Source organism: Roseomonas sp. F4, from assembly GCF_053891155.1.
Genome location: NZ_JBSSHK010000001.1, coordinates 737962 through 752455 on the forward strand (window position 1 = coordinate 737962; position 14494 = coordinate 752455).

The following is a 14494-nucleotide window of genomic DNA, read 5'->3' on the forward strand; positions in this document are numbered from 1 at the left end:
ATGGCGCGCATGAAGTTCCTCTGTGACAGCGACCGCTGCATCGAATGCAACGCCTGCGTCACCGCTTGCAAGAACGAGCACGAGGTGCCCTGGGGCATCAACCGCCGCCGCGTCGTCACCATCAATGACGGCAAGCCCGGCGAGCGTTCGATCTCCATGGCCTGCATGCACTGCACCGATGCGCCCTGCGCCGCGGTCTGTCCCGTCAGTTGTTTCTACACCACGGCGGATGCGATCGTGCTGCACGACAAGGATCTGTGCATCGGCTGCGGCTACTGCTTCTACGCCTGCCCGTTTGGTGCCCCGCAATATCCGCGCGTCGGCAACTTCGGCGGCCGCGGCAAGATGGACAAATGCACCTACTGCGCCGGTGGGCCGCAGCAGGATAACAGCATCGTCGAATACACCCAGTACGGCGCCAACCGCATCGCCGAGGGCAAGCTGCCGCTCTGCGCCGAGATGTGCTCGACCAAGGCGCTGCTGGCCGGTGATGGCGAGATGATCGCCACCATCTACCGGGAGCGTGTGCAGAAGCGCGGCTATGGCTCCGGCGCCTGGGGCTGGCATACGGCCTATCGCGAGACGGTGACGGTATGACGCGCCTCGCCCCCACCCTCGCGCTGGCGCTGCTTCTGGCAGCGCCGGCCTTTGGCCAGTCCCAGCCCGGCGCCCCCGCAGCTGGCGCGCCCGAAATCCAGGCCCCCGTGCCGGAGGTTGGCGCCGGCCGAGGCGCGCAGCCCGGCGGGCAGGTGCCGGAATCGACCATCCAGGGCGATACGCCCACCGGCACGCCGGCGCCCGCCGCGGCCGAGGCCGTCACCGCCCCGCAGGCGCGCCAGCCCTCCGTCCAGCCGCCAACCCCTGCGCCGTTCAGCGACCGCGGCCAACCCTCGGCCGAGGAGATGGAATTGCAGGCGGCGCTGCGCGGTGAGCGCATCGGTGGCCGCATCACCATCCCGGACGCCCGCGCCGCCACGCTGATCCAGCCCGAGGGCCAGGACTGGCGCAGCTTCCACAACCGCACCCTGACCTGGGTCGGTGGCGTCGCCGTGCTCGGCATGCTGGGCATCCTGGCGCTGTTCTACCTCGCCAAGGGTCGCATCCGCATCGAGGCGGGCCGCGCCGGCCGCACCATCCAGCGCTTCAACCTGTTTGAGCGCGCGGCGCATTGGATGACGGCGTCCAGCTTCATCGTGCTCGGCCTGTCGGGCCTGAACCTGACCTTCGGGCGCTTCCTGTTGCTGCCGCTGATCGGGCCGGAAGCCTTCACCGCCGTCAGCATGTGGGGCAAGATCGCCCATAACTACCTGGCCTTCCCCTTCACCCTGGGTCTGGTGCTGCTGTTCCTGGTCTGGGTGCGGGACAACATCCCGAACCGGGTGGACCTGGCCTGGGTCAAGGCGGGCGGCGGCTTCATCAGCGGCGGCCATCCGGAGGCCGGGCGGTTCAATGCAGGCCAGAAGGTGGTGTTCTGGATCACCATCATCGGTGGCACCTTGGTCGCCGTCTCCGGCTACGTGTTGATCTTCCCCTTCACGGTGACCGATCTGGCCGGGCAGCAGCTGGCCCATACGGTGCACGGCATCCTGTCCGTGCTGATGGTCGCGGCCATGCTGGCGCATATCTATATCGGCAGCCTGGGCATGGAGGGCGCATTCGACGCCATGGACAGCGGCCAGGTGGACCTGAACTGGGCCAAGGAACACCATTCCCTCTGGGTGGATGAGGAACTGACCAAGGCGCAGGCGACCGTCACCGGCCCTCCGGGCGCCCGTCCGCTCGGCGCGGACTGACACTCAGCCCCTTGCCCGATACGGGCCGGCCGTGGTGCAAGCCATGGCCGGCCCTTCTTGATTCTGCGGGACACATCAATGCGCGTGATCGGACTGGCCGGATGGAGCGGCGCCGGCAAGACCACCCTGCTGACGCGCCTGATCCCGGCGCTGGCGGCGCGGGGCCTGTCGGTCTCCACCCTGAAACACGCCCACCACGCCTTCGACATCGACCGGCCCGGCAAGGACAGCCATAGCCATCGGGAGGCCGGGGCGCGGCAGGTGCTGGTTGCCTCCGCCCGCCGCTGGGCGCTGATGACGGAGCTGCGGGAGGCGCCGGAGCCGGGGTTGCGGGAGCTGCTGACGCGCTTTGACCCGGTGGACCTGCTGCTGGTGGAGGGCTTCAAACGCGACCGGCACCCGAAGATCGAGGTCTTCCGGCAGGCCAATGACAAGCCCTGGCTGCACCCGGAGGACCCGGCGATTATCGGCGTCGCCGCCGATGCGGCGCCCCCGCCCGGCTGCGCCCTGCCTCATTGCGCGCTGGACGACATCGCCGGCATCGCCGATCTGGTGATGGCGGGCGCCATCCCGCTGGCGGATGTGCTGCGCGACGAAAGCGTGATGACCGTAGGGGCGAAGGCACCGAAGGTCTGAATCACGCGAGCTAAGGAACTCGGCCATGGCCCAGCTCAGCGACGACTGCTTCGCCTTCGGCGGCCCCCTGATGTCCGTGGACCAGGCGCAGGCGCTGATCGCCGACCGCGTCCCACCGCTACCGGAGGTGGAGGAGGTGGCGCTGCGCGACGCGCCGGGCCGGGTGCTGGCCGAGGCCCTGCGCGCACCGCTGCCGCTGCCGCCCTTCTTCAATGCCGCCGTCGATGGCTACGCTTTCCGACATGCCGACCTCGCCGCGGATGGCGAGACGCGGCTGCCCATCGCGGCCCGGCTGCAGGCCGGCCAGGCGGCGGGCGTCATCACCCCCGGTACCGCCATCCGCATCTTCACCGGCGCGCCGATGCCCGAGGGCGCCGACACGGTGATGATGCAGGAGGATGCGCGGGAGGAAGGCGGCGCGGTGCTGCTGGTGCCCGGCCTGAAGCGCGGCGCCAACTGCCGCCCGGCCGGGGAGGATGTGGCCCAGGGCGCCGTCGCCCTGCCGCAGGGGCGGCTATTGCTGCCGCCCGATATCGGCCTGGCCGCCGCCCTGGGCCTGACCCGCCTGATGCTGCGCCGCCGTGTCCGCGTCGGCGTGTTCTCCACGGGCGATGAGCTGGCGGAGCCCGGCCGGGCGCTGGGCGCGGCGCAGACCTATGATTCCAATCGCTTCACCCTGCTGGCGCTGCTGGCCGGGCTGCCGGTGGAGGCCAGCGACCTCGGCATCCTGCCGGATGATCCCGCCGCCACGGCCGAGGGTCTGTCCCGCGCCGCCGCCGACCACGACCTGCTGCTGACCTCGGGCGGCGTCTCGACCGGGGAGGCGGATCACGTGAAGGCCGCGATCGAGCAGGGCGGGCGGCTGGTCTTCTGGCGGCTGGCCATCAAGCCCGGCCGGCCCGCGGCGATGGGGGTGATCGGGGGCACGCCGGTGGTGGGCCTGCCCGGTAACCCCGTGGCCGCCGTCGTCACCTTCCTGCACCTCGCCCGGCCGCTGATCCTGCGCCTGGCCGGCGCGATCCTGGAGCCGCTGCCGCGCTTCCCGGCGGAGGCAGGCTTCGCCTACCGCAAGAAGGCGGGGCGGCGTGAATATGTGCGGGTGAAGCTGGCGGCGGGGGAGGGGCTGCCGCTGGCCCAAAAATTCGCGCGCGAGGGGGCCGGCCTGCTCACCTCCCTGACCCAGTCCGACGCGCTGGCCGAACTGCCGGAGGAGGTTACAGGCGTCAGCCCCGGAGACCGGATCTGGGTGCTGCCCTATCGCGGCATCTTCTGACTACAGCCGCACGCCCTGGGTCGTGTAGCGCTGGTCGGCGGTCTGCTGGAAACGGGTGTCGAGGACGGCATAGGCGCCGATGGCGACGATGATGGCCGCCACGGCACCGAACAGAATGGACTTCATGGGCGTTGGCTCCCGGGCTTCACGTCACCCTTCCTGTATCGGATCAAGGCCGCCGGCTTGCAAGGCCAGAAGCTGCTCGGCCCGCGCGAGATCCTCCGGCGCATTGGCGTTGAAGAAGGGGTCGATGGGCGCGGTCGGCCAGTCGGCATGGGCGACGCCGTGGCGCGCCGTCCAGCGGTCGATCTTGCGCTCCCCCTCCCGCAGCGCCTGACGCAGCGCCTCGCGCAGCGCGACGGGCCAGAGGCCGATGGGCGGGTGGGTCTGGCCGTCGGACCGGGCGCAGGCGAGCGGCACGCCCTCGGCCAGCCGCGCCGCATGCAGCCGGGCCACCAGGTCGTGCGGGATCAGCGGCGAATCGCCTGGGACGGAAACCACCCAGGCCAGGTCCGGCCGCTGCGCTGCCGCCCAGTCCAGCCCGGCCAGGATGCCGGCCAGCGGGCCGGGATGGTCCGGCAGGCTGTCCGCCACCACGGGCAGGCCCCAGGCGGCGAAGCGGTCCGGATCGCCATTGGCGTTCAGGATCAGCGCCGCGGCCTGGGGCCGCAACCGGTCGAGCAGATGGTCCAGCAGCGGCCGCCCGGCCAAGGGGCGCAGCGGCTTGTCGCCGCCGCCCATACGCCGCGCCAGCCCGCCGGCCAGCACGACCGCCAGCGTGTCACTCGGCATCCGGGGCGCCCATTGCCTCGGCGCTGTTCTTGCGCCAGTGTTTCGCGGATTCCTCCGGCACATAGGCCAGGTCGGCGTCGAAGATGAGGCGCTGCTCCCCGGCCAGGGCCAGGAAGCGCTTGCCCTTGCAGCGGCCGATCAGGGTCAGATTGGCCTCCCGCGCCAGCTCCACGCCCCAGGCGGTGAAGCCGGATCGGGACAGCAGGATGGGGATGCCCATGCGGACGGTCTTGATGACCATCTCCGAGGTCATACGGCCGGTGGTGTAGAAGATCTTGTCCTCGGGCGGCTCGTTTTCCCGGAACATCCAGCCGGCGATCTTGTCCACCGCATTGTGGCGGCCGACGTCTTCCATATAGACGATCGGCGCATCCTCGCGGCACAGGGCGCAGCCATGGATGGCGCCGGCCTCCAGATACAGGCTCGGCAGGGCGTTGATGCGGGACAGGAGGCGATAGAGCCAGGAGGTGCGCAGCCGCGCCTCCGGCGCCAGGCGGACGGTGGCGAAATCCTCCATCAGGTCGCCAAAGGCGGTGCCCTGGGCGCAGCCGGAGGTCAGCGTCTTTTTCTTCAATTTGGTTTCGAAATTGGTTTGTTTCTCGGTGCGCACAACGACGAGCTGAAGGTCCTCGTCGTACTCGACGCCGGTCACCTGGTCGCTCCGTCGCAGCATGCCCTGGTTGAGCAGATAGCCGAGGGCCAGTTCCTCCGGCCGGTCGAGGATCGTCATCATGGTGACGATCTCCTGCCCGTTGAGGAACAGCGTCAGCGGACGCTCGACTGTCACGCTGGTTTCGACGCTCTGGCCGGTCTGATCGAGGCCGGTCAGGCGGCGGGTCAGGCGGGGATCGCTGGGGTCGGGCTGGACGCGAAGGGTGGACATGCTGGCCAAGGTGGCCTTACGGCCGGCCCGCCGCAAGCTGGCGAGGTGTGGCCTCCGTGCCCTGATCGCGCGAATCGTACAAAGAAAACATCATCAGCATCGCGCGATCGCTTACACAAATCCGGCAATATGGTATTACCGAATGGTGATCGACCTCCCCGACATGACCTCTCCGGAGGCCTATGCGCTGGATCTCTATGCGGCGCTGGCAGATGGGCGCGGCCTGGCGGCTGCCATCGCGCCGCTGGCGGATGCCTTGCAGACCAGCACCCACGCGGTCCATCTGATGCAGTATGAGCGCGGCGTCCTGCGGGAAAGCCGCTGCGAGGGCGGCGGCCTCGCCGCCGATGTCACCGCCGAGTATCAGAGCCGCTGGATCCATCGCGACCCCTGGGCCGCCGCCGCCTCCCGCAACGGGGAGGGCGTGCTGAACATGGGCCGGGTGGTTTCCATGAACCGCTACCGCGCCTCCGCCATCTGGAACGAATTCAAGGCTAGGCGCGACGGCGCATTCCACTGCCTCTCGGCCATGATGCAGGGGCCGGATGGCATGGTCGGCCGCGTCGCCTTCCATCGCTCGGTCCGCGCCCAGCCCTTCGGCGCGGCGGAGGAGGCGTTGCTGACGCCGCTGTTCCGGCACCTGCGCCATGCCTTGCTGCTGGAGGCCAGGCTTTCCGCCAGCGGCTGGCAGTCCGCCACCGCGCTGCGCAGCAGCTTCGCGACCTTGCCGCAAGGCGTGCTGCTGCTGGACAATCGGCGCCGTCTGGTCACCACCAACCCGGCGCTGGAGGCGATGGCGGCACGCGGCGATGGGCTGTCGCTGGCCAGTGACGGCGGCCTCGCCACGCCAAATGCGGAAGCACGCCAAGCTTTGGCCCGTGCCGTGGGCGCGGCCATCCAGGCGATTTCGGGCAAGGTGCGGATGATGCCGGATGCATCCAGCGTCGCCTTGCCGCGCCGCGACGGGCTGCCGCCCTATATGGTGCAGGCGCTGCCGCTGCGCCGGGTGGAGAGCCACGGCATGCCGGAAGGCTTCACCGGCGTGATGCTGCTGGTGACCGACGATGCCGCCCGCGTGCGCCCCCGCGCGCCGCTGTTGCGCCAGGCCTTCGGCCTGAGCCCGGCCGAGGCCTCCCTGGCCGCGGCGCTCGCTGCGGGGCGGACGGTGGCGCAGCACGCCGCGGCACGGAAGATCACGGTGGATACGGCGCGCGGCCAGCTTGCGGCGGTGCGCCGCAAAACCGGCTGTCGGACCCTGGCGGAACTGACCGCGCTGCTCGGCCGGATGACGAGTTAGTCTCAGTATCCTCCGCCGATCGAGAAGGGCCGCATCAGGAAGGCCGCGCCCCAGCCGAAGGCGCCGTTCAGCAAGGCGGCCCGGGCCCAGATGATGGTGTTGCCATCGGCCCACATCGGCGCGCCGCGCAGCTGCGCCACCAGGGTGAAGCCCACCACCGTGCAGACCACCGCGCCCAGCAGGAAGCCGGTCAGCAGGTCCGGCAGCCGGCCCCAGCGGATCAGCGCGGCCAGGACGATGCCCCAGACCCCGCCCCAGAAGGCGATGGACAGCACTTGCGGCACGCCGAAAGGCGGCACCGGGCGGATGTTGAAACCCGCCGAGCCGGGCCGGAACGCCTCCGGCACGCCCAGCCCGCGAATCAGGGGGAATTGGTGGTACAGCACATAAAGTGTGCCCTGGTGGAACACGATCACCGCGAGGGCGCCGCAGAGGAAGCCAACCAGCAGAATCTTCTTCATCGGCGCGATCCAGGTCCAGGGGCGCTGACCCTATCCCGCCCGCTGGCCGGGCGCCATCGCACTGGCATCATTCCACCGCCAGCAACTGCTCCGTCCGCTGCAGCGCCAGGGTGTGGGTGACGCCGTTGTTCAGATAGAACTCGTCGCGCGGGAAAACATCCGTCAGCAGGGGCTCCGGACGCGCCGTGCCCGGCCCCCAGACGAGCGCGGGCTCGGCGAACATCCAGCCATAGTCGCGGTTTTCGCGATTCCCCCGCTGCAGATGCGCCATCACCTCTGGCTGCGCGAAGCGCCGCGCCAGCGCCGCCGGATCATAGGGAATGGGGCTGTCGGAGCCGATCAGCACGCTGCCCGGCATCAGCAGCAGCGTATGCGGGAAGACCGCGGCGAAGGTCGCCACCACGCGCTGGGTTGGGCCCCACTGCACATAGATGCCGCCCGGCGCCAGGCGGCGGCGCACCTGTTCCAGGAATTCGGCGGAATAGAGCAGGCCGGAATGCGAACCCTCCGGCAGGATCGCATCGGCCTGGATTACGTCGTACAGCGTCTCGCCCCGGGCCAGCGCACGGCGCCCATCGCCGTATTCCAGCTGCCAGCGGGGGTTGGACAGCATCGTGGCGATCGGGCTGTCCGGGTAGCGCGCGGCGATGCCGGCATGGGCGGTCAGCACCGGCCCCACCAATTCGATCGCGCGGACCGATTCCGTCCGGGGCGAGATGCCCGCCGCCCAGGGCGTGCCACCGGAGCCGATGCCGATGCACAGCACAAGCTTGGGATCCGCATGCAGCAGCGGCCCCACGGCGCCGAGGAACTGGTGGATCGGCAGGAAGGGAATACGCCCCTGGCTGAAGCCCTGGATGAAGAAGGGGCCGTGCGGCCCGCCCTCCGCCCGGTTGTCGTCGCGGAAGAAGGCGATGCCGGAGCGGTCCTCCGCCCAGTCCACCACCTGATGCGGCTGTTCGGCATGCAGCCGCGACCACAGCGTGGCATTGCCGGGCAGCGCGACCAGCGCCAGGCCGCAGGCGGCCGCCAGCGCCATCTCCGGGCGCCTCCCGCGCCCGGCCTTCCACAGCCAGCCGAGCATCAGCACCAGCGACAGCGCCGCCAGCAGCCGCAGCGTGCCGGCGGTTCCGAACAGATGGAAGGTGACAAGGCCGGTCAGGATTGACCCCGCCGCATTGCCCAGGATGTTCGCCAGCTGCACCCAGCCCACCCGGGCGCCGACGCTGGCCAGGTCCTGCTGCACGGCGCGCTGCACGAAGGGGAAGGTCATGCCGATCAGGAAGCTCGGCGGGCCGACCACGGCCAGCGTCAGCAGTACCGTCGTCACCAGCCCGCCATCGCGCAGGCGCTGGAGATCGGCGGAGACGAATTGGCGCACCGGCCAGTGCGGCAGCACCCAGACCAGCAGCAGGATCAGCGCCGCCCCGAGCGCGAAGCCGCCCGCCTGGGTCAGGAAGAAGGCCGGCCGCGGGTCGCGCATCCGCCGGACCATGCGCGAGGCCACGGCGATGCCGAAGCCATCCGCCAGCAGGAAGATGCCCAGCACGGTGGGGAAGAGATAGGCGTGGTACTGCCCCACCTGGCCCATCAGCCGCACCCAGACGATCTCCAGCGCCACGATGATGTAGCCGGACAGGAAGACCAGCAGGCACCACAGCCGCAGGCTGCCGAAGGGCTCGGCCTTTGCTTCCGTGGCGGCGGCGGGGTTGGGCAGCGCCGGCGCCACGCGCGACAGGCCCGGCAGCAGGGTCAGCGCCAGGGCCGCAGCGAACAGGTCGAGCCCCGCCGCCAGTGCCAGGGCGCCGACAAAGCCCAGATGCCCCACCAGCACCCAGCCGCCGAGCAGTGCCCCGAGCCCGGCGCCCAGCGTGTTCAGCCCGTAGAGGCTGCCCACCCGTTCCGCCACGGTGTCCAGGCTGGTGGCAATGGCCCGCGCCAGCAGCGGGAGGGAGGCGCCCATCAGCGTCGTGGGCAGTACCAGCCCGGCGAAGCACAGCGCGAAGATCGCCGCCGGGCTGTCCACCACCCCGGCCAGATCGGTTGCCAGAAAGTCATACAGAAACAGCTTGGAGACCAGCGCAAAGCCCGCCACGCCGGCCTCCGCCAGGGCAAAGCCGAGCAAGGCATGCCAAGGCGAAAGCCGGTCCGCCAGCCGGGCGCCGATGATCGAACCCAGGCCAAGCCCGGCGAGGAAGGCGCCCACCACCAGGGCCGCCGAAATCGTGTCGGAACCTGCGAATATGCCGAGCATGCGCTGCCAGACGATCTGGCACAGCAGCGCTGCGAAACCGGAACAGAAGAACGCAATCGCCAGGCGTGGCATGCCCACCGCTCCCCCCGAGCCGCGCGGAAGCCCCCCTCCTCACGCGAACGTCAACCATGGCGCGGAGATTGCAGACGGTAAATCCGTGCGTCACCATTCGGACAGAACATGGATAAGTGTTCATTCATGAGGCACCCTTGCCGCCTCGCCCCACGCCGCGCACCCTGCGGCCCATTCTGTTGGGGAGGTTTGCGGTGAACGGAGCTGAGAGTCTGGTGCACACCCTGCTGGGCGCGGGGGTGGACACATGTTTCGCCAATCCCGGCACCAGCGAGATGCATTTCGTCGCGGCCCTGGACCGCATCCCCGGCATGCGCTGCGTGCTCGGCCTGCAGGAGAACGTCGTCACCGGCATGGCCGATGGCTATTTCCGCATGACCGGCAAGCCGGCGGCGACGCTGCTGCATTGCGGCCCCGGCCTGGCGAATGGCCTGGCCAATCTGCACAATGCCCGCCGCGCCCGCTCCGGCATGGTCAATTGCGTGGGCGACCAGGCCACCTATCACCGTCCGCTGGATGCGCAGCTGACCGCCGATACCGAGGGTTTCGCCCGCGGCGTCTCCGGCTGGGTGCGCACGGTGGAGAAGGCGACCGAGGTGGCGCGCGATGCCGCCGTGGCCGTGCAGGCGGCGCGCACCTCCCCGGGCCAGATCGCGACCCTGATCCTGCCGTCGGATGTCTGCTGGGACGAGGCGCCGGGCGGTGGCGCCGCGGCGCTGCCGGCGCCGGCCGCGCCGAAGGCCGATCCGCTGGCCATCCACAATGCCGCAAAGGCGCTGCGCGGCCGGAAGAACGTGCTGATCCTGCTCGGCGGCCTGGCGCTGACGCAGCAGGCGCAGGCGCTCGCCTGGCGTATCGCCCAGGCGACGGGCGCCGATGTGCTGGCCGAGATGTCGAACAGCCGGGTCGAGCGCGGCCAGGGCCGCATGCAGCTGGAGCGCGTGCCCTATCCCGTCGATCTCGCGGTGGAGGCGCTGAAGCCCTACACCACAATCATCCTGGTCAACAGCAAGGCGCCGGTCGGCTTCTTCGCCTATCCCAACAAGCCGTCCCGCCACCACCGGGAGGATGCGGACATCCTGCTGCTGACGCGCTACGAGGCGGATCCGATCCAGGCGCTGACCGCCCTGGCGGAGGAGCTCGGCGCGCCGGCGGCCGCCATCCCCGACCCCGGCCCGCGCCCCGGCCCGGTGCGCGGCGCGCCGACGCCGGAAGGCCTGGCGCAGACCCTGGCGGCGCTGATGCCGGAGAATGCCATCATCGCCGATGAAAGCGTGTCCTTCGGCCGCGGCTTCTACAAGTTCACCCATGCTGCGCCGGCGCATGACTGGCTGCATATCACCGGCGGCGCCATTGGCTGCGGCATTCCGCTGGCGACCGGCGCGGCGGTCGGCGCGCCGGGGCGGCGCGTCATCAACCTCCAGGCCGATGGATCGGGCATGTACACGCTCCAGGGCCTGTGGACCCAGGCGCGCGAAAGGCTGCCGGTGACGACCATCGTCATCTCCAATCGCAAGTATCAGATCCTGATCGGCGAGTATCAGGGCGTCGGCGCCAATCCGGGCCGCACGGCGATGGACATGCTCGACCTCGGCAATCCGAACCTGGACTGGGTGAAGCTGGCCAATGGCATGGGGGTGGAGGCGGCGCGCACCAATACGCTGGAAGGCGTCGCCGACCTGATGCAGCAGAGCTTCGCCGCCAGTGGCCCCTTCCTGATCGAGATGGAGGTCTGATGCCCATGGACATGCAGCTTGCCGGCAAGCGGGTGCTCATCACCGGCGGCTCGAAAGGCATCGGACTGGCCTGCGCCCAGGCTTTCGCGGCGGAAGGCTGCGACCTGGTACTGGTCGGGCGCGACGCGGGGACACTCGCCACCGCCGCCGACAGCCTGCGCGGCACCGCGCAGATCCGGGTGGAAAGCCTGGCCGCGGACCTGTCGAAGCCGGAGGAGCGGGAGCGGCTGCACGCCGCCTTCCCGGAGGTCGACATCCTGGTGAACAATGCCGGCGCGATCCCCGCCGGACGCCTCCAGGACATCCCTTTCGCCCGCTGGCAGCAAGCCTGGGACCTGAAGGTCCTGGGCTATATCCATATGTGCCAGATGTATTACGCGGGGATGGAGGCCAAGGGCGCCGGCGTCATCCTGAACATCATCGGCATGGCCGGGCGGGCGCCGCGCATGGGTTATATCTGCGGTGGCACCGGCAATGCGGCGCTGATCGCCTTCACCTCCGCGCTTGGCGGCGCCGCGCAGGCCAGCGGCGTGCGGGTGCTGGGGATCAACCCGGCGGCGACCCGCACCGACCGCATGGAGACCCAGGCGCGCACCAATGCGCAGCTCAAATTCGGCGATCCGGAACGCTGGGCGGAGACCTTGACCGGTCTGCCCTATGGTCGCGCCATCGAGGCGGCGGAGATCGCCGACCTGTTGGTGTTCCTGGCATCGCCCCGCGCCGCCTATGTCAACGGCACGGTGGTGGATGTGGATGGGGGAGGCATGTTCCGGGGCTGAACGCCCCCGGAGGCCAGGGCCGCCCCCGCGGCCCCACGTGGCAGTTGCGGTACATAAACCGTCATGTCACGATCGTACCATTAAGCGTGAGCCCGTATGCCTCCGGCGGAGCGCCCGGATGCAGTGGCCGGGAGCTCGCCATGGATGTCCGCGGGTGATTGCGCCAAAATGGCGCGAAGCGCGGACGGGCGGGGAGCAGTCTCCCGACGTAAAACCGTCGAAGCCGAATGGGGTGGGCCAGGGATGAGCATCCGTGCGCGATTGCTGTGGCTTGTTGCCATGGCCACGATCGTGCCGGCGCTGCTTCTGGGCTACCGCTTCATGCAGGAGCGCGATGCGGCGATCGAAGCCGCCACCAGCCGCCTGGTGGCCGCCGCGGATTTCGCCGCCCGCGACCTGGAGGATCGCATCCGCGCCGCCGGTCAGTTGCTGTATGGCCTGTCCCGGGCGCGCGACCTGCAAAGCGACAACCGCGCTGCCTGTTCGGCCTTTCTCGGCCGGGTGCTGGACCAGTACCCACAATTCACCGGCATCCTGACCATCACGCCCCAGGGCCAGCTGTTCTGCGATTCCCTGCAGACGGGGCGGGAGCTGGATGTGCGGGATCGGCGCTATTTCCAGCAGGCGGTGACGCTGGAGCGCGGCGTGGCGTTGCAGGCGGTCTTCGGCCGGCTGACCGGGCTTTCCGTGCTGCAGATCGCCTTGCCGGTCCGCACGACGGCGGGGGATATCGATTTCGTTCTGCTGGCCTCGCTCAACCTCCAGGCGCTGGTGAGCCATGATCTGGCCGTGGCCCGGCCGGGGACGGAAATCCTGCTGATGGGGGAGCAGGGCACGGTCCTCGCCTGGCATCCGCATGCCGGCCGGTCGAGCCGGGTTGGGCAGTCGCTTGAAACAACGCCGCTGGGCGATTTCGCCCGCCGGGCGACCGCCGGTCAGACGATCGAGCTGCCCGATGCGCAGGGTGATATCCATATCTGGGCCGCCGGGGCGAGCGCCGATGTGGCCTCTTCGGGGCTGCATGTGCTGGTCGGTCAGTCCCGGCGCGACCTTGTGGCGTCGGCCGATATGCGGTTTCGCCAGGACCTGGCGATCCTGGCCATGCTGTCGCTGGTGCTCGGCATTTCCGTCTGGCTGATCGGGGAGGTGGCGATCCGGCGGGAGGTCGCGCGGATTTCCCGCATGGCGACCCGGCTTGGCCAGGGCGACCTTTCCGCCCGCATCCCGCCGCCGCATCCGGGCGGGGAACTGGGGGAGCTGATGACGGTGCTGAACCGCAGCGCCGACTCGCTCCAGCACCAACGCGTCGCGATTTCGGATCTCAACCGCAAGCTGCTTCAGGCCCAGCGGATGGAGGCGGTGGGCCAGCTGACCGGCGGCCTGGCGCATGACTTCAACAACCTTCTGACCGTCATCATCGGCAGCGCGGAATTGCTGGCGGAGCGGCTGGAACATGATCCGGATCTGCTGCAACTCGCGGAGGCCACGCGGGACGCGGCGGAGCGTGGCGGCGAGCTGACCCGCAGCCTGCTGGCCTTCGCGCGCCGCCAGCCGCTGGAGCCGCGGCCGGTGGATGTCGGGCTGGAAATCAAGCGGATCGAGCTGCTGCTGCGCCGCACGCTGGGGGAGCGGGTGGAATGCCGCATCGACCTGACCCCGAACCTGCCGCCCGCCCTGATCGACCCGGCGCAGTTGGAAGCCGCGCTGATGAACCTGGTTCTGAACGCACGGGATGCCATGCCGGAGGGTGGGCGGATCACGGTAGAGACCGGCTTCGCCCAGATCGACAACGAATATGCCGCGCGGCATGAGGAAGTGACGCCCGGCGAGTATGTGGTTGTCGCGGTGACCGATACCGGCTTCGGCATGACGCAGGACGTGCTGGGACAGGCCTTCGAGCCCTTCTTCACCACCAAGGAGTTCGGCCGCGGCAGCGGGCTCGGCCTTTCCATGGTCTATGGCTTCGTCAAGCAGTCGAATGGCCATGTGAAGATCTATTCCGAGCCTGGCCAGGGAACGGCCGTGAAGCTCTACCTGCCACGCGCCGCGGAGACCGGCGTGCCGCGCAACATGCAGCCCACCCGTCCGGGCCGGCTGCGCGGCGGCACCGAGGCGGTGCTGGTCGTCGAGGATGATGAGATGGTGCGCAACCATGTGGTGGGCGAGCTGACGCTGCTCGGCTACCAGGTGCTGGCCGCGCGCAATGGACATACGGCGATGGAGATCCTGCGCAGCGATGCGCCGATCGACGTGCTGTTCACCGATGTGGTGATGCCGGGCGGCATTTCCGGCCCGCAGCTGGCGGAGGCCGCGCTGCGGCTGCGGCCCGGGCTTCGGGTGCTCTATACCTCCGGCTACACGGAGAATGCGGTGGTGCATCACGGCCGGCTGGACCCCGGCGTGGTGCTGCTCAGCAAGCCCTACCGGCGGCAGGAGCTGGCGGACAAGCTGCGCTACGTGCTGCGGCCGGCGGGCTGAACGCGGCATGTCGCGGCGCGACTGGCTGATTTTGGGCTGC

At 69.8% G+C, this 14494-nt stretch carries 13 protein-coding genes; 8 read left to right on the forward strand and 5 right to left on the reverse strand.

All coding sequences use genetic code 11. The annotated features are described in order from the left end of the window. The 4 genes from fdh3B to ACVFYP_RS03545 all read left to right on the forward strand — a co-directional run bounded on the left by fdh3B (position 1) and on the right by ACVFYP_RS03545 (position 3702). Positions 1–597, forward strand: a complete 597-nt coding sequence (gene fdh3B / locus ACVFYP_RS03530) for a formate dehydrogenase FDH3 subunit beta (RefSeq protein ID WP_499198740.1) — start codon at positions 1–3, stop codon at positions 595–597. After that, positions 594–1793, forward strand: a complete 1200-nt coding sequence (locus tag ACVFYP_RS03535) for a formate dehydrogenase subunit gamma (protein ID WP_499198741.1) — start codon at positions 594–596, stop codon at positions 1791–1793. Before fdh3B ends, ACVFYP_RS03535 begins: the two co-directional genes overlap by 4 nt. Positions 1794–1871: 78 nt before the next feature. Beyond that, positions 1872–2429, forward strand: coding sequence for a molybdopterin-guanine dinucleotide biosynthesis protein B (gene mobB / locus ACVFYP_RS03540; protein ID WP_499198742.1), 558 nt, complete (start codon positions 1872–1874; stop codon positions 2427–2429). Between the two features lie 25 nt (positions 2430–2454). Further along, entirely contained in the window at positions 2455–3702 is a 1248-nt protein-coding gene (locus tag ACVFYP_RS03545) for a molybdopterin molybdotransferase MoeA (RefSeq protein ID WP_499198743.1), read from the forward strand. On the opposite strand, the gene ACVFYP_RS03550 is transcribed toward ACVFYP_RS03545, so the two are convergent. The 3 genes from ACVFYP_RS03550 to fdhD are packed head-to-tail and all read right to left on the reverse strand — an operon-like array spanning position 3703 to position 5377. Next, the gene (locus tag ACVFYP_RS03550; protein WP_499198744.1) at positions 3703–3828 is read right to left on the reverse strand and encodes a hypothetical protein; all 126 of its coding nucleotides are present in this window, start codon (positions 3826–3828) and stop codon (positions 3703–3705) included. A 24-nt stretch (positions 3829–3852) separates the two neighbouring features. Beyond that, a complete protein-coding gene (mobA, locus tag ACVFYP_RS03555) occupies positions 3853–4494 on the reverse strand; it encodes a molybdenum cofactor guanylyltransferase MobA (protein WP_499198745.1) in 642 nt (213 codons plus the stop codon). Beyond that, positions 4484–5377 (reverse strand): formate dehydrogenase accessory sulfurtransferase FdhD, encoded by an 894-nt coding sequence (fdhD, locus tag ACVFYP_RS03560; protein ID WP_499198746.1) that lies wholly within the window; start codon positions 5375–5377, stop codon positions 4484–4486. The genes mobA and fdhD overlap by 11 nt, the downstream gene beginning before the upstream one ends. Positions 5378–5519: 142 nt before the next feature. Between fdhD and ACVFYP_RS03565 the strand changes: the two genes are divergently transcribed. Beyond that, positions 5520–6674, forward strand: coding sequence for a helix-turn-helix transcriptional regulator (locus tag ACVFYP_RS03565; protein WP_499198747.1), 1155 nt, complete (start codon positions 5520–5522; stop codon positions 6672–6674). Between the two features lie 2 nt (positions 6675–6676). On the opposite strand, the gene ACVFYP_RS03570 is transcribed toward ACVFYP_RS03565, so the two are convergent. Together ACVFYP_RS03570 and ACVFYP_RS03575 are read right to left on the reverse strand one after the other, a co-directional pair. After that, positions 6677–7135 (reverse strand): hypothetical protein, encoded by a 459-nt coding sequence (locus tag ACVFYP_RS03570; protein ID WP_499198748.1) that lies wholly within the window; start codon positions 7133–7135, stop codon positions 6677–6679. Between the two features lie 67 nt (positions 7136–7202). After that, complete coding sequence (locus ACVFYP_RS03575) at positions 7203–9461, reverse strand: fused MFS/spermidine synthase (RefSeq protein ID WP_499198749.1); 2259 nt, start codon at positions 9459–9461, stop codon at positions 7203–7205. Between the two features lie 194 nt (positions 9462–9655). On the opposite strand from ACVFYP_RS03575, the gene ACVFYP_RS03580 reads away from it, so the two are divergent. The 3 genes from ACVFYP_RS03580 (at position 9656) to ACVFYP_RS03590 (ending at position 14454) form a co-directional block, all read left to right on the forward strand. Continuing rightward, the gene (locus tag ACVFYP_RS03580; protein WP_499198750.1) at positions 9656–11197 is read left to right on the forward strand and encodes an acetolactate synthase large subunit; all 1542 of its coding nucleotides are present in this window, start codon (positions 9656–9658) and stop codon (positions 11195–11197) included. 5 nt (positions 11198–11202) lie between these two features. Further along, positions 11203–11976 carry an SDR family oxidoreductase gene (locus ACVFYP_RS03585; protein ID WP_499198751.1) on the forward strand — a complete coding sequence of 258 codons (774 nt, stop codon included), beginning with the start codon at positions 11203–11205 and terminating at the stop codon, positions 11974–11976. A 279-nt stretch (positions 11977–12255) separates the two neighbouring features. Then, positions 12256–14454 (forward strand): ATP-binding protein, encoded by a 2199-nt coding sequence (locus ACVFYP_RS03590; protein WP_499198752.1) that lies wholly within the window; start codon positions 12256–12258, stop codon positions 14452–14454. The last annotated feature ends 40 nt before the right edge of the window (positions 14455–14494 follow it).

Excerpts from the sequence above, each read along its gene's own strand:
- fdh3B (WP_499198740.1), top strand. The coding sequence starts at position 1 with ATGGCGCGCATGAAGTTCCTCTGTGACAGCGACCGCTGCATCGAATGC.
- ACVFYP_RS03575 (WP_499198749.1), bottom strand. The coding sequence starts at position 9,461 with ATGCCACGCCTGGCGATTGCGTTCTTCTGTTCCGGTTTCGCAGCGCTG.
- ACVFYP_RS03550 (WP_499198744.1), bottom strand. The coding sequence starts at position 3,828 with ATGAAGTCCATTCTGTTCGGTGCCGTGGCGGCCATCATCGTCGCCATC.
- ACVFYP_RS03565 (WP_499198747.1), top strand. The coding sequence starts at position 5,520 with ATGGTGATCGACCTCCCCGACATGACCTCTCCGGAGGCCTATGCGCTG.
- ACVFYP_RS03570 (WP_499198748.1), bottom strand. The coding sequence starts at position 7,135 with ATGAAGAAGATTCTGCTGGTTGGCTTCCTCTGCGGCGCCCTCGCGGTG.
- ACVFYP_RS03535 (WP_499198741.1), top strand. The coding sequence starts at position 594 with ATGACGCGCCTCGCCCCCACCCTCGCGCTGGCGCTGCTTCTGGCAGCG.
- ACVFYP_RS03585 (WP_499198751.1), top strand. The coding sequence starts at position 11,203 with ATGGACATGCAGCTTGCCGGCAAGCGGGTGCTCATCACCGGCGGCTCG.
- mobA (WP_499198745.1), bottom strand. The coding sequence starts at position 4,494 with ATGCCGAGTGACACGCTGGCGGTCGTGCTGGCCGGCGGGCTGGCGCGG.
- ACVFYP_RS03545 (WP_499198743.1), top strand. The coding sequence starts at position 2,455 with ATGGCCCAGCTCAGCGACGACTGCTTCGCCTTCGGCGGCCCCCTGATG.
- mobB (WP_499198742.1), top strand. The coding sequence starts at position 1,872 with ATGCGCGTGATCGGACTGGCCGGATGGAGCGGCGCCGGCAAGACCACC.
- fdhD (WP_499198746.1), bottom strand. The coding sequence starts at position 5,377 with ATGTCCACCCTTCGCGTCCAGCCCGACCCCAGCGATCCCCGCCTGACC.
- ACVFYP_RS03590 (WP_499198752.1), top strand. The coding sequence starts at position 12,256 with ATGGCCACGATCGTGCCGGCGCTGCTTCTGGGCTACCGCTTCATGCAG.